17 protein-coding genes are annotated in these 24,920 nt (G+C 56.0%); 5 read left to right on the forward strand and 12 right to left on the reverse strand.

The genetic code is table 11. The features are described 5' to 3' along the window. From AABZ39_14625 to AABZ39_14635, 3 genes are all read right to left on the reverse strand, one after another. On the reverse strand, positions 1–272 hold a 272-nt coding region (locus AABZ39_14625; protein MEK6796013.1), incomplete at its 3' end, for a PIN domain-containing protein. Then, the gene (locus AABZ39_14630) at positions 265–1,638 is read right to left on the reverse strand and encodes an HD domain-containing phosphohydrolase (GenBank protein ID MEK6796014.1); all 1,374 of its coding nucleotides are present in this window, start codon (positions 1,636–1,638) and stop codon (positions 265–267) included. The genes AABZ39_14625 and AABZ39_14630, both read right to left, overlap by 8 nt. 21 nt (positions 1,639–1,659) lie before the next feature. Then, positions 1,660–2,361, reverse strand: a complete 702-nt coding sequence (locus AABZ39_14635; GenBank protein ID MEK6796015.1) for a bifunctional 4-hydroxy-2-oxoglutarate aldolase/2-dehydro-3-deoxy-phosphogluconate aldolase — start codon at positions 2,359–2,361, stop codon at positions 1,660–1,662. A 133-nt stretch (positions 2,362–2,494) separates the two neighbouring features. On the opposite strand from AABZ39_14635, the gene AABZ39_14640 reads away from it, so the two are divergent. The 3 genes from AABZ39_14640 to AABZ39_14650 all read left to right on the forward strand — a co-directional run bounded on the left by AABZ39_14640 (position 2,495) and on the right by AABZ39_14650 (position 6,936). Next, on the forward strand, positions 2,495–4,330 hold the full coding sequence (locus AABZ39_14640; protein ID MEK6796016.1) for a bifunctional homocysteine S-methyltransferase/methylenetetrahydrofolate reductase: 1,836 nt from the start codon (positions 2,495–2,497) through the stop codon (positions 4,328–4,330). A gap of 11 nt (positions 4,331–4,341) precedes the next feature. Continuing rightward, positions 4,342–5,820, forward strand: coding sequence for a PQQ-binding-like beta-propeller repeat protein (locus AABZ39_14645; GenBank protein MEK6796017.1), 1,479 nt, complete (start codon positions 4,342–4,344; stop codon positions 5,818–5,820). Positions 5,821–6,159: 339 nt separating this feature from the next. After that, positions 6,160–6,936: an ankyrin repeat domain-containing protein gene (locus tag AABZ39_14650; protein MEK6796018.1), complete on the forward strand. Its 777-nt coding sequence runs from the start codon at positions 6,160–6,162 to the stop codon at positions 6,934–6,936. A 437-nt stretch (positions 6,937–7,373) separates the two neighbouring features. Here the strand turns inward: AABZ39_14650 and AABZ39_14655 are convergent, their stop codons facing one another. The 8 genes from AABZ39_14655 to AABZ39_14690 form a co-directional block, all read right to left on the reverse strand. Then, complete coding sequence (locus AABZ39_14655; GenBank protein MEK6796019.1) at positions 7,374–9,824, reverse strand: hypothetical protein; 2,451 nt, start codon at positions 9,822–9,824, stop codon at positions 7,374–7,376. A 26-nt stretch (positions 9,825–9,850) separates the two neighbouring features. Continuing rightward, positions 9,851–12,022, reverse strand: a complete 2,172-nt coding sequence (locus AABZ39_14660; protein MEK6796020.1) for a hypothetical protein — start codon at positions 12,020–12,022, stop codon at positions 9,851–9,853. A gap of 69 nt (positions 12,023–12,091) precedes the next feature. Next, positions 12,092–14,968, reverse strand: a complete 2,877-nt coding sequence (locus AABZ39_14665) for a glycosyl hydrolase (protein ID MEK6796021.1) — start codon at positions 14,966–14,968, stop codon at positions 12,092–12,094. A gap of 10 nt (positions 14,969–14,978) precedes the next feature. Beyond that, positions 14,979–15,983 carry a LacI family DNA-binding transcriptional regulator gene (locus AABZ39_14670; protein MEK6796022.1) on the reverse strand — a complete coding sequence of 335 codons (1,005 nt, stop codon included), beginning with the start codon at positions 15,981–15,983 and terminating at the stop codon, positions 14,979–14,981. 134 nt (positions 15,984–16,117) lie between these two features. Beyond that, complete coding sequence (locus AABZ39_14675; GenBank protein ID MEK6796023.1) at positions 16,118–18,559, reverse strand: hypothetical protein; 2,442 nt, start codon at positions 18,557–18,559, stop codon at positions 16,118–16,120. A gap of 97 nt (positions 18,560–18,656) precedes the next feature. Continuing rightward, a complete protein-coding gene (locus AABZ39_14680) occupies positions 18,657–19,715 on the reverse strand; it encodes a hypothetical protein (protein ID MEK6796024.1) in 1,059 nt (352 codons plus the stop codon). An 82-nt stretch (positions 19,716–19,797) separates the two neighbouring features. Further along, positions 19,798–20,667: a hypothetical protein gene (locus AABZ39_14685; GenBank protein ID MEK6796025.1), complete on the reverse strand. Its 870-nt coding sequence runs from the start codon at positions 20,665–20,667 to the stop codon at positions 19,798–19,800. Between the two features lie 30 nt (positions 20,668–20,697). Beyond that, positions 20,698–21,423 carry a helix-turn-helix domain-containing protein gene (locus tag AABZ39_14690; protein MEK6796026.1) on the reverse strand — a complete coding sequence of 242 codons (726 nt, stop codon included), beginning with the start codon at positions 21,421–21,423 and terminating at the stop codon, positions 20,698–20,700. A gap of 185 nt (positions 21,424–21,608) precedes the next feature. Between AABZ39_14690 and AABZ39_14695 the strand changes: the two genes are divergently transcribed. Beyond that, positions 21,609–22,712 carry a glycosyltransferase family 2 protein gene (locus AABZ39_14695; GenBank protein MEK6796027.1) on the forward strand — a complete coding sequence of 368 codons (1,104 nt, stop codon included), beginning with the start codon at positions 21,609–21,611 and terminating at the stop codon, positions 22,710–22,712. On the opposite strand, the gene AABZ39_14700 is transcribed toward AABZ39_14695, so the two are convergent. Continuing rightward, entirely contained in the window at positions 22,690–23,958 is a 1,269-nt protein-coding gene (locus AABZ39_14700) for a glycoside hydrolase family 1 protein (protein MEK6796028.1), read from the reverse strand. The genes AABZ39_14695 and AABZ39_14700 overlap by 23 nt on opposite strands. A gap of 159 nt (positions 23,959–24,117) precedes the next feature. Between AABZ39_14700 and AABZ39_14705 the strand changes: the two genes are divergently transcribed. Next, positions 24,118–24,915 (forward strand): lipoate--protein ligase family protein, encoded by a 798-nt coding sequence (locus AABZ39_14705; GenBank protein ID MEK6796029.1) that lies wholly within the window; start codon positions 24,118–24,120, stop codon positions 24,913–24,915. Positions 24,916–24,920 lie beyond the last annotated feature (5 nt).

Consider the following 24,920-nt stretch of genomic DNA (forward strand, 5'->3'; position numbering starts at 1 on the left):
CGCGTAACGGTATCGATCATGATGATGCCGCCGCTCTTGAGCCGTACCCCGTCGGCGAAGATCTTTTCGCTCGAGAGGGCGTCCATCTCGCGCACGAATTCGCGCGCATTGAAATTGATGATCTCATTGCCGCGCTTGAAATTATCGATCTCCTCGAGCACCGTTATCGGGATGACGACGTTATGCTCCTCGAAGGAGTACATCGCACGGCAGTCATAGAGCACCACGTTCGTATCGAGCACGAAGATCTTGTTGCTGTTCGCATTAAACATTCGTTTCTCCTGCCCCGTGTATGTCGATGCGGTGCACTTCGGCGATGGCGCGGACGAAGACATCGGTTATATGCACGTCGAGCTGCGTGCCCCGGCAGTGCATGAGCACGCGAAGCGCTTCGGCGTAGGTGAGGGATTCCCGGTACGTTTCGGTGGTCAATGCGTCGAAGGTGTCGCAGACGGAAACGATGCGCGCCATCTCCGGTATCGCGTCCGCGGCGAGGCCTTCCGGGTATCCGTTGGCATCGATGCGTTCGTGATGGCTCTGTATGATATCGATGATAGGGACGAAATCGTCAAGGTGCGCGACGATCTCCGTACCGATGAGCGGGTGCCGCCGTATGAGGTCGAATTCCTCCCGCGTGAGCTTGGCCTTTTTGTGGAGCACGGCGTCGGATATGCCGATCTTCCCGATATCGTGCATGAGCGCGCCGGTGTATACGAGATCGATGCCCGCTTTCGGGTAGCCGAGCTCTCGCGCGAGTATCGCCGCGTAATCGGCCACGCGTTCGCAATGCGCCGCGGTCACCGGATCGCGCTGCGAGAGCGCTTTGGAGAGCGTGTGTATCATGTTGCGGGTGTTCTCGCGCGTCTTGTTGAGGAGGTTCTCTATCGATGTGCGGTTCTCCTGCACCTCATGGAAGATGCGCCTTGTGCGCTTGAAGAAGAGCCCCAGAAATGCCGCCGTCATGATGATATAGCCGATGACCCTCGTGACATTCACTTCGTTCCAGGAAGCGGTATGGACCAGGGCCGGTGCAAGCGCGGTCCGGAGCGGCGGGATGGCGTAGTGCAGAAGGTGCGCGAGCACCGCAACGGTGAACAGGAGCAGGAAGGCGGGGCCGAACGGACGATTCACCGCGGTGCGGTAGCGAATGCCGTGCATGAAGAGCGCCGCTGCCGATGCCGCTGTCGTCGCTATCGAAGCGGCAATGTAGACCCCATAGAAAATTCCGGGACGGACATCGATATGTGACCGCCCCAGGGTGATGACGACGAATCGGTCGGTGCCCCAGAGCGCTATGGAAAATATACAGGCGAGACCGAGCGCGACGAGCGAGGAAATATGCGCAAAGCGGCGTGAACGCATGTTGAGCGTCATGAGCTCGGCGGTTATCATGAGAATGACGGGCATGATGAAGAACGAAGCGGTGAGCATGAGACGATAGAAGAGGGCTACCCACGGCATCACGCGGAGAACAAAGAGATGACTGACGGCGAACGAGCACAGGCCCATGCAGATCACGAGCACGCCGAAGTGGAAATACTGCTTCATGGCGCGGTTCTTGGCGTAGGTTATGAGGAAGAGGAGCCCGGTGACGAGCATGAACACGTATGAGAGCACTATGCCGATGAAAACGGTCATGATCATCCTTGCCCGCGATTGCTATTTGGCTGTGCGTGCCTCGACATGCTCGGTACGGCGCACCTCGGCAATTATCGTACGGGTGCGCACGACCGCATCGGTGAGCGCTTTCCAGTCACCCGATGCGACGATCTCTTTCGTGATGAGGTTCGAACCGATGCCCGCACAGGTGATGCCTGCGCCGAACCATGCCGCAAGCGATTCGCGTGTCGGCGATACGCCGCCCGTGGGCATTATCTGCGTCCAGGGCATCGGCCCCTTCACCGATTTCACGAAATTCGGTCCGCCCACGCTGTCGCCGGGGAACACCTTGACGATATCGCAGCCTGCTTCCTGCGCTTCCTGTATCTCGGTGGCGCTCCCGCAGCCGGGCATATACGGTATTGCATGACGATTGCAGATCTTCGCGACCTCGCGGTTGAACATGGGACCGACGACGAAGTTCACACCGCGGGAAATATACATCGCGGCGATGTAGGGATCGACGATGGAGCCCACGCCGAGAATGATGTCAGGGAGTTCGGCGCGGACATATCGCTCAAGATCGCCGAAAAGATCGGCGGCAAAATCGCCTCGATTGGTGAACTCGATGGCGCAAGCCCCGCCGGCATGGCAGGCGGCGACGATGTTCTTTACAACGGCGAAATCGGCATGATAGAACACCGGTACAAAACCGGTCTCTTCCATAACAGTGAGCGTCCTCTGCTTCTTGAAACGCGCCATGCATGCTCTCCTTTGTGCGTATCCGCATAGTACAGGGGTGGGTGTAAAATGTCAATATTCTGCCGGCTGGTATTGAATTTATCCGTCATTATTATACTATAGTCCGGCGATTTTATTCGCCTCTGGAGAGAACATGTCTCGATATCTTGACCGCATTCGGGAACGCCCGCTCATATTCGACGGGGCAATGGGTACCATGCTCTATCACAAGGGCGTTTTCATCAATGCGAGTTATGAGGAGCTCGTTGTTACGCGTTCGGAACTCATTCTTGATGTGCACCGGGAATATGCCGCCGCGGGCGCCGATGTGATACTGACGAACACGTTCGGGGCGAACCGCATGAAGCTCCGTGAATTCGGTCTTGCCGAACGCACTGCGGAGATAAATAAAAAAGCCGTCGAGCTTGCCCGCGCCTCGGGCGATGTGCTCGTTGCCGGCGACATTGGCCCGTGCTCGAAGCAGAGCCGCGGCATGCAGGAGTCGCTCGTCGCGGAGGTGCGTGCAGCGTTCGAGGAGCAGGCGTCCGTGCTCGCAGAGGCGAAGGTCGATCTTATTTTTCTCGAAACGTTCGCCGACCTCAAGGAGATCGAGATCGCAGCGCATGCGGCACGCGCTCTGAACGTCCCGGTGCATGCATCGTTCACCGTGACCGAAGAGGGTATGACCCCGCTCGGTGTCTCGGCAGCCGCCGTTGTGCGCGCACTTTCGGAGAACCCCGACATCGATACGATCGGCCTTAACTGCTCCGTCGGTCCTGCCGCAGTGTTCGATCTCGCGGAATCGCTCGTCGATCTTACGGAAAAGCCGTTCGTCGTGAAACCCAATGCCGGTTTCCCGCGCGAAGTGGGCGGGCGCATGCTCTATATGGCGAGCCCCGAATATTTCACCGAATACGCAAAAAAGTTCATCGAGATAGGCGTACGCGGCGTCGGTGGCTGCTGCGGTACCACGCCCGCGCATATACGCGAGATGGCGAAGGCGATAAAAAATTTAAGCGGCGTGAAGAAACACGCATCGATAGTGACGGTGTCCGCGGAGGCGAAGCGCGCCGTCGCCGTAACACCCCCGGAGAAGAAATCGCGCTTTGCGGCGAAGCTTGTGCGCGGCGAAAAGGTCACGAGCATAGAGATACTCCCGCCCAAGTCGGCGAACATGAACGCGATGTTCGATAAGGTGCGCCAATGCCATTATTCCGGCATCGATGCGATCAACATCCCCGACGGGCCGCGTGCATCATCGCGCGTATCCCCGATGATAGCGTCCATCCTGATAAAGAACACCATCGGGATAGAGCCGATACCGCATTATTCCTGCCGCGATCGGAATCTCCTCGGCATGCAGTCCGACATTCTCGGCGGTTTTGCCGCGGGGCTCACGAATTATCTCGTCATCACCGGCGATCCGCCCAAGAGCGGCGACGGACCGGACATAAGCGGCGTTTTCGATGTCGATGCGGTGGGACTTACACAGCTTATCAATAATCTAAACCACGGGCATGATTTCGGCGGGAATCCGATCGACCCGCCGACGGGCATATTCATCGGTGTCGGTGCCAACCCCTGCGCCGTCGATATGGACCGCGAGATCGAGCGCTACTTCAAGAAAATAGACGCCGGTGCCGAGTATGCCATCACGCAGCCGGTGTTCGATGCCCCGTCACTTCTCAAATTCCTCGACACGGTGGATAAGTATACGAAGCGCATTCCCGTCATCGCGGGGATGTGGCCGCTTGCGAGCTACAAGAACGCTGAGTTCATGCGCAATGAAGTGCCCGGCGTGGTCATACCGGATAAGGTCATGGAGCGGCTTGCGAAGTGTAATACCAAAGAAGAAAGCCGTGATGAAGGTATTGCCATTGCGCGGGAGATGATCGATGAGATAGACGGGCGCGTGAGCGGCTATCAGGTGTCGGCGCCGATGGGCAATGTCGATACCGCGCTCCGCGTACTCGAGGGGAAGGCGATATGAAAGGAGATATCATGAAAGCATTGTTCGTCTGCGTACTTGTCGCCGCCGCCGCGTTCGCGGAGGATTATCCGCAATGGGGCCGGACGCATGATCGGAACATGATATCACCGGAAAAGAATCTGCCCGATGCGATATCCGTACATTTCGGATCGAACGGCATCATCAAACGGCTGTCGACGAATTTCCTCTGGGCGGCGCCCGTGGGTTATTATACGTTCGGCAATCCTACGGTGGCCGACGGCAGGCTCTTCATCGGCACATCGCGTTACAAACCGACCACGGCGAAATATGCCGGTGACCGCGGTGTGCTCACCTGCCTTGATGCGATGACCGGACAGTTCGTTTGGCAGATAAGCATACCGCGTTACGGATCGGGAGGATTTCTTTCGGAATATCCGCTCGGCATGTGTTCCCCGCCGACGGTGGAGAATGGGCGCGTCTATTTCGCCGGCTACAACGCGGAGATCATCTGCGCGGACATCAACGGGCTCTCGAACGGCAACGAAGGTCCATTCACCAATGAAGCATCGTTCTATTCGCCGTCCAACCGCGTCAAGCTCGATAATACCGACGGGGATATCGTCTGGCGTTTCGATGTGTACAAGGCGTTCGGCGTCATGCCGCATGACGGGTATTCCTCGGCCCCGCTCATCATCGGTGATCTCCTTTTCGCGAATACCGGTGTGGGGACGACACGGCGCCACAAGGACAAACCGCCCATGACGAACGCGCCCGCGCTCATCGTGCTCGACAAGCGCACCGGTGCGTTCATAGCCGGGGATGAGGAGCGTATGGCCACGAATACGAAGCACGGCACCTGGTGTTCACCCTCGTTCGCAAAGGCGGGCGGTAAAGAGCTCGTTCTCTTCGGCGGCGGCAATGGCATATGCTACGCCTTCGAGAAGAACCCCGTCATTACGAACAAGGAACAAAGGACGGGCTCACTGCGTACAGTGTGGAAATATAATCTGAACCTGGCCCGCGGTACGAACCATAAGCCGAGCGACATCATCGCCACACCGGTGTGCGTGGGGAACCGCGTATACACCGCGCTCGGGGAGGATTGGACGCACAGGAGCCGACAGGGGCTTCTCGTCTGCATCGATGCGACGAAGACGGGAGATATTACCACGAGCGGAGCGGTATGGGCGTATACGAACATCGCGCTTTCGGTGGCGAACGCGGCGGTCGCCGACGGGCTTCTGTATACGACCGATCTGGCCGGCATCATCCACTGTCTCGATGCGGCGAACGGTACTGTGTACTGGACGTTCGATTCCGGTTACGGCATCTATCAATCGGCGCTGGTGGCGGACGGCAAGGTATATTTCGGGAACGGCAAGGGGCAGTTCTATATCCTTGCCCACGGGAAAACGCTTAAGGTGCTCTCATCGACATATCTTCGCATGGAGATGTGCGGCGCACCGGTAGCGGCGAACGGCGTGCTCTATACGGCGGTGTACGGGACGGTGTTCGCGTTCAAGAAGTAGGGCGGCTGGCGCCGGGCCGCGCCGCTCGCTACGTGCAAAAAAAATGTTGTTGGAAATAAAAACCGAGATAATTTTGATGTAAATTCTCATTGGTTACTACAGAACCAATTCGGCAGCGTTCGGGCCTGATCGTTCCCTGACCGCAGCGCGAGGCGGGACGCGGTTGGATTTGACAGGAAATCGGCTGGTGGTTATACTTGGCGATATGGATGAAGTCTCGGTGAAAAACAAAGGTCCTGTTTCTCTGGATACCCGAAGTTGAACAGCAAGTTACGAACAATATTTTTAATTTCCCTTGTGCTTGTATCATATTCCTGTAATAGCTCAAAAAAACGCATAATGGAAGATGCTTTTCACCGTGCTGTTTCGCAAGGCGATACTTCTATGGTAAAGTATTATATTGATAATGGGGTTAATGTAAACGTCTATGACAGAAACGCTTATAGCGCATTATGGAAAGCGACCAGAGATGAAGAATATGATTTAGTAAAAACTCTTATTGAATGCAAAGCGAATGTTAATCTAAGAAACAATGAGACAAGCAAATATGATGAACCTCCACGGAAAGAAACGTCAATATATTGCGCAATATCAACAAAAAATTTAGTAATTTTGGAATACCTGCTTCAGCATGGAGCAAATCCGAACATGAAAAGACTCGATCCAGAAGGTGAAACAGCACTCAGCTTTGCCATTTCGCATTCCAAAAAAAGCACTAAAGAAACTGACCTCGAAATTGTTCGAACCCTATTGAAGTATGGAGCAGATCCAAATAATCGAGATGGTTTATTTGGAGATTATCCATTGTATTGGGCAATATTAACAGATATGTATTGGTGCAATGGGCAGAATGATTTTGCAAAACTGTTAATGAAATATAATGCGAGAACAGATATTAGGCACACTTCTGACGGAGAACATGTGCTAGTATTTGCTATACAGTATAAGAATTATGATCTTTTAAAGATGCTCGTTAACAATGGAGCAAATGTAAATGCAACTGCTTATAAATGGAAGCGCGGAACAATACTGGAGTATTCGGAAGAAAACGGCGATATAGAATTGTCGAAAATACTCATTTCCGCCGGGGCAAAAAAATCTATAAAATGGCAATAGAAATTAAGAACATGATCTGGGTTTGGGATAATAACGAAATGAGACTGCCGCGAAAATAGAGAACAAGGCGTCACCCCTCGACTTCCACCTCGACAGGCTCGGGGCAACGGCTCGGGAACCGTGGCCCCCAGATGGGAAGTGAGATTTCCCTGCCGGGAAACTGTATTTCCCATCAAGGAAACTGTTCTTCCCGCCAAGGGAATTCAATCCCCGTGCAGGGAAATGGCATTTCCTTGATGGGAAACACGGTTTCCCAGATAGGAAATTCAATTTCCTCCTTGGAGAATTCGATTTCCCAAATAAACCTCGGTCTTCTCTCCCTACTCGATTTTTCACGCACGAAGCGGCGGGGTGTTTTTTTTCGCTTTGGAAAAACACTCCCCTTTCCCTTCTCAGAGGGGAAAGGGGGCGGGGGATAGGGGTGCGTTTCCCGCGCGCTACCTCATCACAAAATACATATCGCTTATCTCGAACGTATTCGTCACCGACTGACTGAGCCCGCCCACTTCCATGAGCCGTACGCTGTCGATGTTCTTCACATCCTCAAGATCGATGTACACGCTGTGCCATTTATTGTCCGATGGATAGAGCGGCTCTTTGTGTCCGATGGTCTTCCCGTAGTCGGAAAGGAAATTGAGCATCATGACCGCGGACGATGACGTTCGCCCGCGTATGACGATGCCCCGTATGCCGCTGAAACTTCTGTCCTTCATCACGAAGAACGGGAATATCCATTTATGGCCGTCCTTCTTGAAATCGACGGAGAAGCGCACGCCCTCCGCGCCGGCACGCAGATCGAACCCCGCGCCGCCGTTCCAGTTGAAATACCGCTGCTTGCTTGACCAGCGGCTTTCATCGGATATCGGGAGTTTTTCGGTCTTCGGATACATTTTGAGGAGATCATCTATCGAGCTTTCGCGGCGTATCTTCACTGCGAGCGGACTTGCCGCCGGGAGCGAGGCGTTCGCTGCCGAGACATACAGGATGCGCGGATCGGTGCCGGTCAGATGCGGCTTCACATTCAGGTGCAAGGGTACATCCTTGTACGACGAGGCCGGCACGCTGACGGACTCTTCTGCGATGACCTCATCCGGCGACTTCACATACGCCTTCAGTCTGAGCGACTGCGCAGTATCGGATAGATTGTACACGCGCACTTCGAAGAACATATCCGAAAGTTCGCTCTCCGGCACTTCATAGTTCTTCGGCGTTGAGAATATCTCGCGGCCGTTGATCAGCCTCCGCTGCAGCACTATCGGTGAAAGCTTTGACGTTTTTTTCTCACCGCGGCTCATCTGATAGAGGCGGTACGCTTGCCCGCTCCTGTTGAGATATTTCCCTACAGCGGAAGCGTCCGCGAAGAGATAGGTGATCTTCCCGAGCGAAACGGTACCGGTCACGGGCACATCGCTCCCGTCGATAGCTGCAATACGTTTCACTGCGAATGGAACATTCTTCAGCACGGCCGGTTCGGGGGAGTACAGCACGATGATCGCCTCTCTTCCCCGGGTGAACACGCGCGTCCATTTCACGCCGTCAAGCGCAAGTTCCCCGGCATATTCGGCGTTCGCAAGCGCCTGTATCGCGTATGCGTAGCAGGCGAAGGTGCGGAAGGGCGAACCGTTCGCGTCGAGAAGGCCCCAGCAGCGCACATCCTCGAAATAGTTCTGCAGATAGAAGGCGTAGTAGCGTTTTATACCGCATGCCATGGATTCAACCGTTTTGAACACGTGGCCGGCAGCAGCGACATCATCCACCGACTGCTCTGGACGTACGGTGCCTTTCGGTATCGGGAAACTCACGCCGGTCTCGGTGTTCACGATGGGCATGGCCGGATGGCCGTATTTCTCCGCCCACGATCGATACGCCTGAATGATGTCGATGTACCCGAGCGTCGTCATATCGGCGTTGACCTGATTGTGATAGTGTATCGAGATGAAATCGACGGCATCGAGTATGCCGTTCTCGGCTGCAAGGTTGAGGAATGCACGGTCGCTACCCGCGATGTCGGCGGCGCTTACATAGTTATTGAGCGTTGTCGAGCGCTTTTCATCGGCCTTGAGCGCTTCGGGCGTGAAACCGCAGGTCCCGATACGCGCAGAAAGCCCCGCGTTTTTATAGCGGTACTGCACTGCCTTAAGGAGCGATACATACTGGTCAACGGGTTTATTGCCGCTGTAGCTCGCGGCGTCGACCTCATTCCATACCTCGAGCATGGCATCGTAATTCTCCCAGCGTTTGCCGAGCTTCTGCATAGCATCGGCGGCGAAGAGCACATTGCCGGGAAGATCGCGGTCGCCTTTGCCTTCCATCCACGTCGGCAGGCTGTGGAACATCTCGAGCACCTTGATCGAATGCTCGGCATACCGCGAGCGTACTATTTCATAGCTTTCCGGCGTGAACACATCCGGTTTCGGCATGATGGCGCCGAGACCGAGCCGCTCGCGAACATGGACCACACCGATGCGTTTGATGATCGCCATGGCATCATCGCGGGAAAGTCTTTTCTGCGTGAGCCAGGAAAGTCCGGCATCGATGCCGAAGAACGGGTCCGGTGTGCCGGAGAACGATGGGAGCGAAACGATGCCGAAGCTCTGTGCGGAAGAAGGAACATGTATCTCATAGTAGCCGTTCGGGAGCGCGAGTTCCGCTCGAGCAGTGTCGTTCACGACCGTCATATCCATGCGCGCAATGACGGCGCCGGAATAATCGATGATCTCACAGGGAATGGCCGCACCTGAACTGTTGGACACGGTGAATTCGATCACTGCCTTCGTGTTCGGCGATATCCACAGCGACGCAATGGATCGCGGCGCAAGCGAGATGTCGGCGAACACCGAGAACGCGCACAGCAGCATGATGAGAAGGCGTCGAATGCTCAGTATCATTGTGTGCTCCTCATTAGCAGTCCTGCTTATTTTTCAGCCATTGAAATCATGATGTCATCGATATAGACGTCTGAACTGCGCTTACCGTCCAGGACATCGGCGCTTGCGAGGGAGAAGTACTTCACCCCGATATCGAGCGCGTTCTGCAGCGGCGCATGCACCACACGTTCGACGCCGTCGTATGCCATGTTCACGCGCCCGTTCGACGACCAGCCCCCGCTTACCGTATGCCAGGCATTGTCGAGCTTTCCGAGATCGCTCGCCGTGTAGCCGCCGAACGGTTCTTTTTCGCCGGTGCCGGCCGTGCACTTGGAAAGATATTCATAGATATCGCCGGAAAAAAGTCCCGCGCTGTTCTTGAAATACCATGTCGCATTTCCGTACGGCGGACCGATCTTGTTCGGGCGCGGTGAATATACTTTAAAGCTGAATTTTCCTTCCGGCATCGTTGCGAATCGTATCGTAAGAAGTCCGCGGGGCGTGTTCTGCGGGGAGTATATCCTCAGGCAGCGTTCGCTCGGATCGACCTCATCCTTGACCGGATTCTCAGCGATAAGGAATTCATCCTCGCCGGAAAGTCTGAATCCCCCGCGGTTGTTCGCTATCCATGCCGCCGTCGACGGGAACGACTCGAAGTTCTCGCTGATCGCGGACGGTATCGGGCGTATCTTTAATGCGCCCAGCACATGCGGCGGGAGCGGTTCGGAAAGGTTCACATAGCGGAAGCGCAGTCCCGATTCGCGCTCATCGGAAACTTGGATGACGGGCGGAAGGTCGACGGTTTTTTCCCCGATCACCGCTGCGACAGGCCCCGGCGCAAGTGTGCCGAGCTCGCCCATCGATAGACCTTGCGGGAGCGTGATCGATGTTCCGTTGACCGAAAGCGTCTGTGATGTTCTTATGTTCGCCCAGTAAAATATCTTCGGCGAATATGCAGGCGCGATCCAATCACCCCACGCCGGTGACAGAGCGGTCACAGCCTTGTCGACGGCATATTTCTCCTGATTGCGTTTCGCATCGCCCCATGCCGGCGGCTTCGACTGCACATTCGCCGGTATCGCAACAGGATAAGCGATGATGATAGTATCGGTATCGGCCTTCGGCTGAATACCGGACTTGAACCATCGATTGTAATATCCGAAAACGGTGAGCAGGCAGTCGCCCTTGTTTGCTGACGGAGCAATGTCGGTGTCCTCGCCGAAATCGTTCCACGTAAGCACCTGTATCTTCGATGCGTTCGCTTTCATCGCTGCGGTATACGTGCGATGTATGCGCTCAAAATCCGGCTCCGTGTATGCGCGAAGTCCCGGGTTGTAATACCCCGGACTCACGACCCACATGAACGGAACGGTGAATATCTTTTCCATGAGATAGGGATGGATGTCGGCGAAATAGTTCTTCGGTCCCGCCGGCGCGAACGAATAGACCGCATCGGCGATGGAATTCCACGCCTGAATATCGGCATCGAGCGGCCGTATATCGGCGATGAAGTAGAATTCGCGGCCCGCATCGCGCACAGACTTCAGCACCGAACGCCAGCCGCCGTCGGGTTCGGGTGCGCCGCGAACGGGCGGCGAATTTCCCGCTTTGATCGACGTGCCGAAATGAATAACGGCCGGTTTTTCGCCGATACGCCAGAGCGCTTTCGCATCCTTGACCGCATCGACGGCACCGATAAGATCACGCGTCCATTCGGCGGTGTTGAGCTTATAGCCCTGCGGATGATCGCCGGACTTGTTCTGCACATCGGCGAATATCCCCGCTTTCATCCCGGTAACTTCAGCGGCACGAAGCCATTCAAGGAATGTCCGGAAATGAGTGAGCGGCGCGTTGGTCGATGAGATCGGCTGTGAAGGATCATAGATGGGCATCGGGAGCATATCGAAGAGCGCGGTGTCGAACGATGCTCCTTTCATGCGGGCAAGATCGATGAGCGCGGCCTTGTACTGAAGCGCATAATATTCATCCGTGCCGACAACAAGCGTCCGCGGGAAGTTTACATCAGGAGGAAGCGGATAATTCGCCGCGCTCTCGCCCGATCTCTGGCGTTCGTAATTGTACCCATTGACCTGCCATTGGCGCGCGCCGTTGAGGGAGCCAAGCGGCGTGTTCCAGCACATCACGCTTACGAGCACTTCGCGTTCGGCGGACGAAAGTGAGATGGTGATAGCGATCAGCATGGCGATCGATCGATACATATGCTTCTCCATGGAACGTACTTGCTGTACTATGCGGTCATCATCCGTACGAAGCGGCAGCACAATACGTCATTTTTTATAGTATACCATCAGATTGCGTACGCGGTAGCTGAAATTCTCCTGTTTCGGATTGCACCCGATACGGATGAGCTTCACCTGCGAGGGGTCGAAATCGCCGGGGCTTTCCGCTTTGAAATGAATGGTTACCGTCTGCCAGTTCGTCGTCATGGAGGGGAACGGGAAGTATATGCTTTTCCCTTTTTCCTGGATGTTCTCGGTCACTGCCATGAAAAGCGTTGTCGTGAAGCCCTTCGGACTTACCGATTCCGCCCGTACCTCAAAGCTCACGCCGACAGCATTCTCAAAGCCCTCTTTTGACAGATCGAGCGGGAATTCCGGATACACCCACCAATCCGTGTTCGGTATGAACTTCACCGAAAAGCGCATCGCCTGTTCGCCCGCATCATATTCGATGTTCATATCGCCGGCTGCGTTCTTCCGCCAGCGTGCGACATCGTTCAGCGGAAGCGTTCGTCCGGAAAGTGCGGCGCTATTTTTTATATCGATGAATATCGGCACTGAGAACGGTGCCACCGGACGCGGGCCCGATACGCCGCCGATGCTTATCGAGAACGGATCGACGGTGTTCACGCGCACGGTGAACGGCACTTTTTTCGCGCTCATCGGCGCTATCTGATGCGATCCGGAGATGCCCGATACCGCATAGCCCGTTCCGAGATTGGTCAGCATCACGGTCTTCGGCGAGCCGCTGAAATTGAATATCTCGACCTCGGCATTACCGCCGCCGTCCGCGATGCGCATCATCGTTTTGCTCTGTAACGCGAACGTGCTGCCGGGAAGGAATCGAAGGACGATATCCTTATCCGTCTTTGTGCGCTGCGGCATATCGGGTTTATTATACGGTACTGCGGTAAGTCCCGAAACACCGGTGCAATAGATCGGATATCTCCCTGCGGTAAGCGTGGTCCCGCATGCCGAACGGCCGCCCATGATGTCGATACATTCCGGTTTTTTTGACTGCGCGGGGATGGAGAACGATCGCGAATCATTCGAGGTCCAATATACCAGTGTCTGCGACCCGTCCGCACGGGAATACAGGAACGCATCGATGCCCTCGCCCGCGGCATAGCGCCCGAGATAACGCGTGCGCGAAAGGACAGCGGTAAGGTTCGCGAGCGCCGCGAATGCAGGCTTCACCGTGAAATCGAAACGGAGTATCCCCCACACCTTGCCGCCGCCCGTCTCATTGTACGGCGGGAATACGAAGAAGAAATCGCGTTCGACGCCGAGTGACTGCATGAGGACCATGGCCTTCGCCAGAAGCTCAGCCTGCATGCGTTCCTGCTCCGCATCGTGCTCGCGGTTCGGATTGTTCGGTACGATCGGATCTTCTTTTCCCGGCCATTCGTGCTTAAGCCCGTTCTCCGTTATCCACATCGGCTTGTCGGAACAGCCGTACTTCGCAAGCACATTGGTCACGCTCGCGACAAGCGGCTCGAATTCATGCACCCTCCGGTAAATATGATAATTGAACACGTCGAAATGGTCCGCGACGCCGTTCTCGAATATCGTGTGATAATAGCGCGGCAGCGGCACCTCCGCCGAAGACCCGATGAGCACCGTCGTATTCGGATCTCCCGCCTTGAACCCGAGATAGGCCGCCTTCTGCGCCGCGGCGAATTCCCATGCGCCGTCGAAGCAGAAATTGATATCAGCTTCGTTCCAGAACTCCCATGCTTTTATCATTGAACCGTACTCGTGCGCAGATGCCTTAGCAAATCGGTACAGGGCGAAAAGGTCATGCGGGAGGCTCGTGAGCGGGCCTTTCGTCCATTTCGGGGCATCATGAAAAACGCTTACGACCGGTACGCCGCGTTCAGAGAGCATGCGCGCATTCGTGAGATAGGCATTATCCCAGCGGTACTCATCCGGCGATGGATTGAGCTGATTGAAACTGTATCGGTCGCGCACCATGGATACACCGGACAGCCGCACGAGGTCGGATGTTATTTCGTAGGAATTCCTCGGGAAGAGCGGATGATTCGACGGGCGTGAGCACCAGCTCTGTGCCGTATCGATGCAGTACGGGCTTTCCGGGTCGGCGATTCGTGATGCCGGGTCGACGACACGCGCGAAGGGTATGAACGGGAGCGCACCCTTCTCGTCGCTCAGAAGGAGACGATAGTATCCGAGCGCGAGATCGGGGAGCGGAAGGTCGGCATCCGCTTTCCATGTACCATGGGCTTTCTCGGTGCCGAAAAAATCGGTCACGCGATAGGCGAACATACGCGCTTTGCCCGGCGATACGTTACGGAACACGATCGGTGTCGCCGTGGTGAACACATTCGCGGGCCTTCCGGTCTCTATCTTCGGCGCGATGACGATGTTCGCGAACGGGTCCTTCACGAGCGCAATGGCATCGATGCGGTACGCGAAGCGCGTATCCATCGCCCGTTTCTCGCTCACGCGGAATGTGAGCGTATGTTCTCCGGCGGCAAGATCAGTGAGTGAAATGAAATTCCAGCGCGTGGCCTTCGACGCATCCCACCCCTGTCCATTCGGGCACGTGCCAAGTATTTTTGATCGCCCGTTGAGCGAAGCGGTGACGGGAGATGTGTAGGAAACACCGGTCTCCTGTCCGGCGACAGCGATGAGATAATTCCCGCCGGTCACCGTGAACGTGTATGATACGCTTGCGCCGCCTTCAGTACGGAAAAGCTCCCAGCGTTTCCCGCCGTAGCAGTTCGCATCGGCGGCGATGGAGCCGCCTTCCTGAGATGTGAAGTCTTCGCCCTCGATCCACACTTCGCAAGCGGGTTTTTCCGGCGGCAGCGCCGTGAACATCGGCAGCAGCTCGAGCGTCTGCGGCATGATCGGCAATGCGCTCAGGATGAAGAGGGCGGCGAGTCGATTCATGTGGTTCATATTATCTCCGTTATGATACGCGCAGGATATTTTTTATGGACGATCGTTCGCAGAATGCTGCGGGGAAGGATATCTGCTTCGGTTTTCCCGAAGGGGACCGCAGGTACGAGATTATCGTATCGACGGTGGTCTCGTAGCGTATGGCGATGGTCGTAAGCGGCGGCGTCATATAGCGCGACGAGAAGATGTCGTCGATGCCGATGACCGACAGATCATCGGGGATGGCAAGGTGTGCGTCATGCACGGCACGATATATCTTCATTGCGGCGAAGTCGTTCTCGCAGAGCGCTGCGGTAATGCCGTTCTGTACCGCGGCTCGGATACTGTCCGTATCGATGAGCTCATCGTAATCGTCATTGTCAAGAGCGATCGTCGACGCGATGCGAAGCCCGACGCGTGACGCTTCCTCCGTAAGGAGCGTGACGCGTTCCGTCGTACGTCCGACAACGGTATGCGTGCGCATCTGCGATGTGACAAGAAGGACATTCGTATGCCCCTGTGACGCAAGGGCATGGACCGCGGTCCGCGCTATACCGCGTTCGGGAACACCGACGTAATTGTGCGTTACTTTCTTCTCGGTGGCCCCGAGCAGTATGATCGAATCGATGTATCGTTCCGCGAGGGCAAGTATATCGAGGTCGGCGGTCGCCGCAGCAAGGACGATGCCCCGCGCGCGTCGGGATGCGAGTGCATGCACGCATCGCCGTTCCTCCTCGGGGTCATTGCGCGACAGGTATATCTCGGGATCATACCCTTCGCGCGCACATGCTTCCGAAAACCGGTTGATGAACGCATCAAAGAACGAGTACTCCATGCGGGGGAGGATGAGTCCGACCGCAGTACGCGTCTTCCTTCGAACCATGCCGGCGGCATGATCGGGTACATAGCCGGTACTCCGTATGATCTTCTCGATGCGAGTACGTGTACCCGCATTGACGCGGGGCGAACCGTTGATGACGCGGCTTACCGTCATATAGCTTACATGGGCTTTTTTTGCGATATCTCGGATATTCATGGAACCGCCTGAAATATGTGACCGGTCACACTATACTGTAGTCAGAATGGGGGCGTTTGTCAAGGGCTGTTGTATCAATTATTTTTCAGCGAATTCGTCGTGTTTGCAGGTGCTTGCCCGGTATCGCATCCAAGTCAATCACCGATACAGTATACCGGGGCTGCATCGATGTCGATCGCAGCCGTTGGCCTCATCGTCCGGCCCCATACCGACACGATACGTCTCGTGCCCGAGGGAGGAGTTATCCGTGCGCGGTGGTTCGGCGCCCAGTACATATCAACCGAACTGCTGCGCCCTTTGAACACAAGATGTACGATGCCGGACGTTCCATCGGATCGGTCCGATATGAAATCACGCCCCTCGAGCAGCGATACTGCAACAGCAAGCGGGACAGCGGTTATTTTCATAGTATTGTTGAAATCGGTAAGGATACGAAGTCCCCCGTCGCCCGCATGCGTCGTGCCGACGGCGCTGTAGTAGAATATCCGCGATAGACCTGCGGCCTTTACCGCGGCGAGTGATTTCGCCAGCATGTATGCACCGCTCTTCGCATCCGATTCACCTCCCGGCGGCATGATGAATTTCCTGAAACTGGAATCGACGGCGATACCGGCCTCGGTGTCCCATAATTCCAGCTGCGGTGTGCCGGCATTAGAGAGAGCCGACCGTATCAGCGCCGCTGAAGCGATGAGTTTCGACGGACCGGTCGTCGTGCTCCACGTCGTTACGCCGTAGCCGTGAAAGCTAATCGCATCGCAATGAGCACCCGCGCCGTTGGATATCGCGCTGAAAAGCCACGGACTGTAAAGCGGGGCAACGCCGCCAAGCCCCACGACGAACGCATCGGGGTTCCCCGCCTTCACGCCGCGATTTGCCGCTGATAGAATATCGCAATACTGCGCGGGGGTGATCTTTTTCAGGTTCGGCTCATTCCATATTTCCCACGCATCGATAGCGCCCTTCCAGTGCGATGCGGTCTCGCGTGCGTATTTTTCCCAGCCCGCAAGCCACTCAGCGGAAACATCCTTCGGGACCTTGTCCTCAAGTGAACCGAGCAGGGAAAAACCGTCTCTGCGCATCGCGGCAAGCGTAGTATCGTCGAAGGTATACGACCCGGGGGCTGTCTCCACAGTGAACCGTTTCGATATCTTTGAAGTGTCATGCATGCGGTCCCATACGAGACCGAGTTTTGCGCAGGCGGTGCGCACAAGCGGCATCGATTCCGGCACATGCGTTCCGGCAACCCATTGAGAATGCGATACCGGCGGCATCGGGGGGACCACGGACAGGAATGTTTCTCCTTCAAAAGCTTCTTTTCTATCGCTGACAGTAACAAGCCGCCAGTATCCGCACGGCATATCGGCAAGGCGCACGACGGCATCCGATCTGGTGAACGAAAGCGGTATCGATCTGTACTCCTTATCATCTTCGTCGAGTATCGTCAGACGTGCCGACGTCGGCGCTGTCGACCGCACCGTAACGCTGACCGTTTCCCCAACGGTTGCAACACCATGCGGCATATCGGTGAATACGGCGAGTTCCTCTTTTGCACGCGGTTCGAATGTATCCATTGACCCGACCGTCTTCACCTCAACAGCATCGACCATGACCGACGAATTGCTCCCCGCGCGCATGCTGAAGTAATAGTCCGCCGTCGCAACGATCTTTCCCACCGGTACCGAGGGCCGCCAGCGGAGTTCGACCGTCCTCCAACCATTGTTCGGCAGTACATCGAATTGCACATTGGTCCCGCTCGACCCCGGCCGCGGGAATATATAATTGCCCATGCCGATGGTGAGCACGGCGGGGGCCTCGCTTCGTACGCGCGCGCGCACACAATATTCCCCTTCGGATGAGAAGCGCATCCACGTGGATGTCACGAGCGCGCCATTGGACATGAGCATCGCACGTTTCCCTTCGAACGCGTTCGCGGTATCGATGACGTACGCATCGCCGCGGATGAACCATCCGTCCATAGCGAGCTCCATACCCCCGTTCGGTATATGATTCCCTTTCGCCGGCGGGGCAGGCGGCGGAAGCTCGCCGATCACTTCTTCCACGGTGACATTGTCTATTAAAAGCGTTGTGACGCCGTTCATCTTGAGCAGGATGCACACCCGCCTGCCGTCCTCGCCGGATGCGCTCATGAACGAGAATGACTGCATCGACTCCGACGCGGTGAAAAGGTCGCGGCAGTATTCGCGGTAGGGGGATATGTCCTGCCGCAGCGTGACCTCGATGCGCTGCGTTCCCTTGCTCGCGATCGAAACGCTCACGCGATAGATCTTGCCTTTTTCCACCGACGATATCATGCCGAGCATTATCTGTGCGAATCCGCTCACCTCGGCTTCGAGGTTCTTGCCGATACGTGTGTCGCCTGAATCGACAACGCGCAGCGGACAGCTCGTTCCCGCCCAGCTGCTATTATCCTTAACCGCGGCGGGTATTGCACCTATCGCGGTCTTTTCGAAATCTTCCCGGTAGAGCACACGGGTTTCCAATGCGGCGAGAGACCAGAAGGATGATAGGAACAGTACGGGGATGCAAAACACGGTGAAGATCCGATGTGCGTTCATGCAGCGGCTCCGTAAGGCGTTCTCTCGCGATACGAAGCTACTATACGCCGCGGTACATTATTTATCAAGCCGACGGACGTATGACGCTCATGAAGATCTATTTTTTCCGTGCCGGTACTTCCGCCGGCAAGAGCCATCGCTCACGCTTGATGAACTCCCCATTATTGAACGTCTGCTGTATCGTTCCCTTTTTCTCGAGGTGATTGAAACAACTCCGCATGCATCCGCGTGAGCCTTCCACGCCGAAACTTCCCGCCTCGCCCCATTGGAGGAGATAGTGATGGCCTTCGATTATCCATCCCGACGGATGTTCTTCCGACTTGCGCCACGGCTGCTGCGAAAGCGTCCAGGCGAATTTGTACGCGGTGTCCTCGCTGAAATCCGACTTTGTCACATCCACGTTCCAGCCGGGCATGTCGCGGTGAATGAACGGCGAGTTCATCGAATCGCCGCCGTGATAGCTCATGGTGCAGCGGCCCATATGCACATCACCCCATTCGTAGGTCTTGTCCTCGATCTTGATCTTCACCGTCTTCTGTTCTTTCATGTGCGGTATGGCGCAGGCGCTGCATCCTTTTACGCACTGCATGCACTTGTCGCAGATTGAATTCGGCTCTACGAGCGGATCGGGTTCAAGCTCCATGTCGGTGATGATGCAGGCGAGACGAACGCGCGGGCCGAATTCATTCGTCATGAATATCTTCGACCAGCCGATCTCGCCGATGCCGGCAGCTACACCCGCGATACGTATGTTCACGTTCACATCCGGAACGACGCCGTCTTTTCGGAGCGGCTCGCCGAGCGGTTTAAAATCATCCGCCGTCACACCGGGATACACCGGCACCGCTTCGTATCCGAAATCCTCGATGAAGCATGCCGTTTCGAACATCGGCGTATGGATGAACGTCGTGTTAAGCTGTCCGTGATAGCCGAAATACGTATACGTCGGCCAGTATGTCCCTTCTTCAATACCGCGCCAATTGCCGCGGAGTATGCGTTTTCCCACGACGATGACCGACTTTGCTTCGGGGAATATCGATGCCGGACTCATATCCTTCGGCGCATCCTTGAAGCGCTCGATGTTGGCGACGCCGAACAGGTCAAGCCCGTGGGATATCGCGAATTCTTTTATCATTTGTTTGGTAAGTGTTTTCATGATTCATTCTCCTGTTTTTTCACTCTCCCTCCCCTCTCTCACTTCCCTGTGAGAGAGGGGAGGGTCGGGGAGGGGTGAGTGTCTACTCTATATCATGCCCCTCGCCGATTATCTCGCGCTCACCGTGTACCACCCATGCCGGGCGTGTGCGGAATGGATTGACGAATTTGTTCGTGAGCTTTCCCTGTTTTTCCAGATGCACCATGAAACTCCGCATGCATACCGCGGCGAGCCGGTCGGGCTTTCCTTTCGGGTGACGGCGATTGCCGACAGCGCCGTTCTTGCACTGCGCGCATTTCCCGTGATCAATGGATGCGACCTTCATTTTCTTGCCGTTGACATCGATGACCGTTTCTTTCTCGGTATTGATCGCGCCAAGGGGACAGTATTTCGCGAATTCCTTCGAGCATTCACCGGTCGTCGCGGTCGAGAACGGTGTTGCATCGAGAACGGCGTCGGTCAGTATGAGATAGAAACGCTGACGCGTGCCGTACTCCGGTGTGATGAACGCGCCGAGATAGCCTATCTCCCCGAGCCCCGCACGCACGGCAGCATCGTCAAAATCGACGAGCACGTTCGGGGCGACGTTGCCCGGCCGCACCGGAACGCCCATGGGACCCATCTCGACGGGGAGATTGATCATCGGTATCGCTTCCCATTTGTTGTTCTCGAGAAATTCAGCGAGTTTCACCGTCGTTATCGAGAGGAAGCGGTCTTCAAGCCATGAATAGCCGTACGAGCTGTAGGTGTTGAACTGTGTCCCTTCTTCAACGCCGCGCAGCGCCCCGCGCGGAATGCGCTTGCCGACGACGATGACCGACTTCACTTCGGGGAATATCGATGCCGGGTTGCGGTCCGCCGGGAGCCCCGCGAAACGTTCGATGGGTGCGATGCCGATAAGATCGCAGTTGACGCTTTTCGCGTACTCCTTGAAATCAGATGTGATGCTCATGGTTTGCTCCTTTTCCTTCTTTGTGTATCGTTACGCCGCGGATTTCGGCCCCGGCAATGATGCCATGTTCAATTGCGTCTCGACACGTTTCGCTATCGATCTGAGGCTGTCGATGATCTCAATGCGGTGTTTTCCCGTAAAGCGTATCGCGGGGAGATACACGCCGATCGCTGCCCATACACCGTCGCGGGTGAGTATCGGAACGCCGACAGCGGCAATATCGGACTTCGATAAGATCCCGATGCCTTTCTCGCGGATAGCGGTCAGTTCGGCTTCGAGTGCCGCATCGATACGGTACTTTTTCTGCCCCGCGCGTTCCTTAGCATTCATATACGCGAGGAGTATGCGCCCGGTGACCGTGGAGAGGAGATTCCCGTCGCGGTAGACATCGGTGTTCACCGTAAGCGCGCGGTCGGCCCGTGCTTCGGCTAAGGTGCAGCGCTCTCCGTTCACGAGCGAGGCGAGGACGACGGATTCATTCACGCGTTCGGCGAGCATGCGTACGTTCTCTTCGGCTATGCGCGCGTCCCTGTCGCGGTTCGCTTTCGTCGCAGCAAGGGCGTAGAAATTGTCGGAAAGGAGGTATTCGCTCTTGTCGTTCTGTGCGAGATAGCCCAGGCGCTTGAGCGTGGACAGTATGTTGCCGGCGGTGGTCCTCCCGATGTCGACGGAAGCGGCGAGGTCGGTGAGACGCATGCCGTCATGTTTGCCGATAAGCGAGAGCATGTCGAACGCCCGGCAGAGCACCTGTATCATGGAAACTCCCATATTCCAATAATATTGGACTAATCCATTAATATTGTATCAGAAATATACGCACAAGATCGCCGAAAGTCAAGTGGCGGTGCGCCGTAATAGGGTGTCCGGTCGGCGCCAAGACAGTGCCAGCGCGGCGGGTTCGATTGCGGCTATTGGCATGCTAGTATATACTGGGCCGCCACATGAAGATAACTGCGCTCATACCCGTATATCAAAAGCCAAAACGCGTACAGAGCATTGTGCGCACCCTTCTGTCCGATCGTCACGCGGAGAAGGAGATCGTGGTCGTTGTCGACGGGGAAGCGACGAAGGAGATAAAAAAGGCGCTCGCTCCGTTCGGGAAAAGGATAAAAGTCCGATATAATCATGAGCGATTGGGGAAGTCGACGGCGCTCAATAATGTCGCACTTGAGGTGAGCTCGGATGTGCTCCTGTTCCTCGACAATGACATCGTCCTGCCCGCGGGCGGGACACTACTCGAGGAGCTGTCCGACATCATGTGTTCGCAGGATATCGTCGAGCTTCCCAAAGAGGCGATAACAAAATCGCTCATCTCTCGCATGATGGGGTATGAATTCCTCTCGATAGCGATGACGGAATTCGTCATGGCCGGTCTATCAGGCCGCAGTCCCTCGATGAACGGGGCTGCCTTCGCTGTACGGACGGCGCTTTTCAGGAAACTCCGCGGTTTCAGACAGGTCTTCCATGAGGACATGGATTTTGCGGCTCGTGCGTTCCGGGACGGCGCCCGTTTTTCCTATCCCCCGCGGCTCAAAGTGAAGAACGAGGTGCCGGATACGATCGGCGACTGGCTCACACAGCGCAAGCGCTGGGCGCTCAATAATATACTCTGGCTGAAAGAGAACTTCTTCATCGTTGTCCTGCATATGTTCAAGTCGCCGTCGTTCTTCCTTTCGGCGATGCTGCTCTTCCTGCCGTTCATAGCCTATCTTGTCATGTTCCTCACGCTGAAGCAGCTGCGTATCACCGCGATACTCCCGATCATCTTCATGACGGTGCAGCAGTACCATGTCATCGCCGGGTTATTCCTGTGGCTCACGCATATCGATCTTATCTTCGTCGAAGGCATCATACCTACTGCGGGGGCGATATTGTTCTCCGGTGTGCTGACCGGCGCATTCGCACGCGTGCTCAATTTCCGTTTCAATCCGCTCGAGTATCTTCTCTTCTATTTCATCTACTCGCCGATATGGCTCATCGCGAACGCGGTCATGTGGATAGTCGTCCTTCTGCGTATCGATATCAAGCACGACTGGAAGGTCTGAACGATTTCTTGAGAAGCCTTGTCATGAGATCACGGTACGCGAAGGCGCTTTTCTTTATATGCCGCTTCCCGTCCTTTGCAACCGAGATCAATCCGAAATGCGGGCTGAACCCGCGCTGCCATTCGAAATTATCAAGATTCGACCAGTGGAAATAGGCGCGTACGTCAGCCCCGTTCGTGCGTGCTTCCATCACCCGCGATACATGTCGCTCGATGAAGGCGGACCGCCAGGCGTCATCGTCGGTGGCGATGCCGTTCTCGGCGATGATGACAGGAAGCTTGTATCGTTCGGTAATTGACGTGATGAAATGCGATATGCCTTCAGGATATTCCGTCCATCCCATGAGCGTCCGTTGTTCGTCAGGTCTTTTTGCGAAGCGCCCGGTTATCGAGAACGCGCCGATATACAGGCGTGTGTAGTAATTGATGCCGATGAAGTCGGCGGTCCCGGGTATCGATGTGTCGCGGGAAAAGAGCGCGAGGGGCGGCGGCAGCATGCCGGTGGAGAGGGCATCGAGATACATATAGTTGAAGAACCAGTCGATGCCCTTTGCTGCGGCGACATCGAGCGGATTATGGCGATGCACGGGTTCCATGCAGGTACAATGCTGCACGGGGCCGACCATGCATGATGGGTTCTCCGCTTTCAGTATTCGGTAGCATCGCGCGTGGGCGAATAGGAGATTGCGTATCACACGGAGGCAGGAGAACACATCGGTCTGCGCGGGCGGGAAATCGCGGGTGATGTATGATTGCAGCGCATAGACCATCGGTTCATTGATGGTGCACCAGTAACGGACGTCGCTAAATTCCCGGGCGAGGAGCGCGGCGAAGTCATCGAAATAGACGAGGTTCCTTGCATCGGCAAAGCCGCCCTGTTGGGCGAACCACTCTGGTATCGTAAAATGGAATATCGTGACGAAGGGCTCGAGATGAAGGCGCTTGAGCGTATCGATGACGCGGCGATAATGGCGTACGGCGCCTTTATCCACTGACGTGGGGCCGTCCGGAAAAAAGCGGCTCCATTCGAACGATATGCGGTGTGCGTTATGGCCGAGTTTTTTGAGCGTGCGGAAATCGTCCGCGAAGCGACGATAATGATCAGAGCTTATGCCCGATCGTTCGCCGCTCGCAGTACCGACGCCGTTCTCGAACGCCCACCACTGATTACGGCGATTATTCCCTTCGACCTGATGCGCGGCGGATGCGGCGCCCCAGTAGAATGGATCGGCTTGTCGTTTTGGCATGTGCGGATTATAGGTAAACGCGGGTGAATGTCAATGTTTTTCCTGCATGGGAAAGGATCGCGGAATACGAGCAGGGCAGAAAACAGGCATTTGCCCGCGGCATTTTCGCGACAGGCTCAGGCGTTTGTCCATCGGACCGATGCATGATATACTTGCACAATGCCGACGCCGTTCCGATACATCTACTCCGGGCACTGTGATGCCGTCACCAATATGGCCATCGACGAATATCTGTTCGATGAGCTCATGCGCGGCGACACCGAAGCGGTGCTCCGCATCTACGGCTGGAGACCGGCATCGCTTTCGCTCGGCCGAAGCCAGGCTTCCGCTTCCGTCGACCGTGCCGCATGTGAGAAGGCCGGCATTCCCGTTGTCAGAAGGATGACCGGCGGCGGCGCGATATTCCATGATGACGAGATAACCTACAGCATCTGCGCACGTTCCGACATCGCGGGTGGATCGGTCAAGGAATGCTATCGTTTCCTGTGCGGCTTTATCATTCACGCCTATCGTGAACTCGGACTTGCGGCGGCGTTCGCCCGCGAGCTCCCGCATGAAGGGAAATTCGGTGAACGCAACCCCGTCTGTTTCGCCGCGCGTGAGGAATACGATATTGTCGTCAACGGATACAAGATAGGCGGCAATGCCCAGCGATGGAAACGCGGGTTCGTTTTTCAGCACGGCTCCATCCCGTTCACGCTTTCCCCCGCGCGTTACAATGAGCTTATGAGCGGGGGAGGGGAGCATCTCGGCGGGAATACGCGTGCGCTCGCCGACCATAATGTGCGTATATCGTTCGAGGATATGGCGGCCTTGCTCAAGCGCTCATTCGCGGAAGCATGCGATGCGGTGTTCGTGAGGGAGGAGATGCTCACGTCGCTTCCGGGAGCGGCAGCCGCGTTCGCGGAGAAGTATTCGTCGGAAGCGTGGACATGGGACGGCGCATACGGCTCGTGAACACG

Source organism: Spirochaetota bacterium, assembly GCA_038043445.1.
Classification (GTDB): domain Bacteria; phylum Spirochaetota; class Brachyspiria; order Brachyspirales; family JACRPF01; genus JBBTBY01.

Bases quoted from the DNA above. Each gene is read 5' to 3' on its own strand.
- AABZ39_14630 (MEK6796014.1), bottom strand. From the start codon at position 1,638: ATGACCGTTTTCATCGGCATAGTGCTCTCATACGTGTTCATGCTCGTC.
- AABZ39_14635 (MEK6796015.1), bottom strand. From the start codon at position 2,361: ATGGCGCGTTTCAAGAAGCAGAGGACGCTCACTGTTATGGAAGAGACC.
- AABZ39_14640 (MEK6796016.1), top strand. From the start codon at position 2,495: ATGTCTCGATATCTTGACCGCATTCGGGAACGCCCGCTCATATTCGAC.
- AABZ39_14645 (MEK6796017.1), top strand. From the start codon at position 4,342: ATGAAAGCATTGTTCGTCTGCGTACTTGTCGCCGCCGCCGCGTTCGCG.
- AABZ39_14650 (MEK6796018.1), top strand. From the start codon at position 6,160: ATGGAAGATGCTTTTCACCGTGCTGTTTCGCAAGGCGATACTTCTATG.
- AABZ39_14655 (MEK6796019.1), bottom strand. From the start codon at position 9,824: ATGATACTGAGCATTCGACGCCTTCTCATCATGCTGCTGTGCGCGTTC.
- AABZ39_14660 (MEK6796020.1), bottom strand. From the start codon at position 12,022: ATGTATCGATCGATCGCCATGCTGATCGCTATCACCATCTCACTTTCG.
- AABZ39_14665 (MEK6796021.1), bottom strand. From the start codon at position 14,968: ATGAACCACATGAATCGACTCGCCGCCCTCTTCATCCTGAGCGCATTG.
- AABZ39_14670 (MEK6796022.1), bottom strand. From the start codon at position 15,983: ATGAATATCCGAGATATCGCAAAAAAAGCCCATGTAAGCTATATGACG.
- AABZ39_14675 (MEK6796023.1), bottom strand. From the start codon at position 18,559: ATGAACGCACATCGGATCTTCACCGTGTTTTGCATCCCCGTACTGTTC.
- AABZ39_14680 (MEK6796024.1), bottom strand. From the start codon at position 19,715: ATGAAAACACTTACCAAACAAATGATAAAAGAATTCGCGATATCCCAC.
- AABZ39_14685 (MEK6796025.1), bottom strand. From the start codon at position 20,667: ATGAGCATCACATCTGATTTCAAGGAGTACGCGAAAAGCGTCAACTGC.
- AABZ39_14690 (MEK6796026.1), bottom strand. From the start codon at position 21,423: ATGATACAGGTGCTCTGCCGGGCGTTCGACATGCTCTCGCTTATCGGC.
- AABZ39_14695 (MEK6796027.1), top strand. From the start codon at position 21,609: ATGAAGATAACTGCGCTCATACCCGTATATCAAAAGCCAAAACGCGTA.
- AABZ39_14700 (MEK6796028.1), bottom strand. From the start codon at position 23,958: ATGCCAAAACGACAAGCCGATCCATTCTACTGGGGCGCCGCATCCGCC.
- AABZ39_14705 (MEK6796029.1), top strand. From the start codon at position 24,118: ATGCCGACGCCGTTCCGATACATCTACTCCGGGCACTGTGATGCCGTC.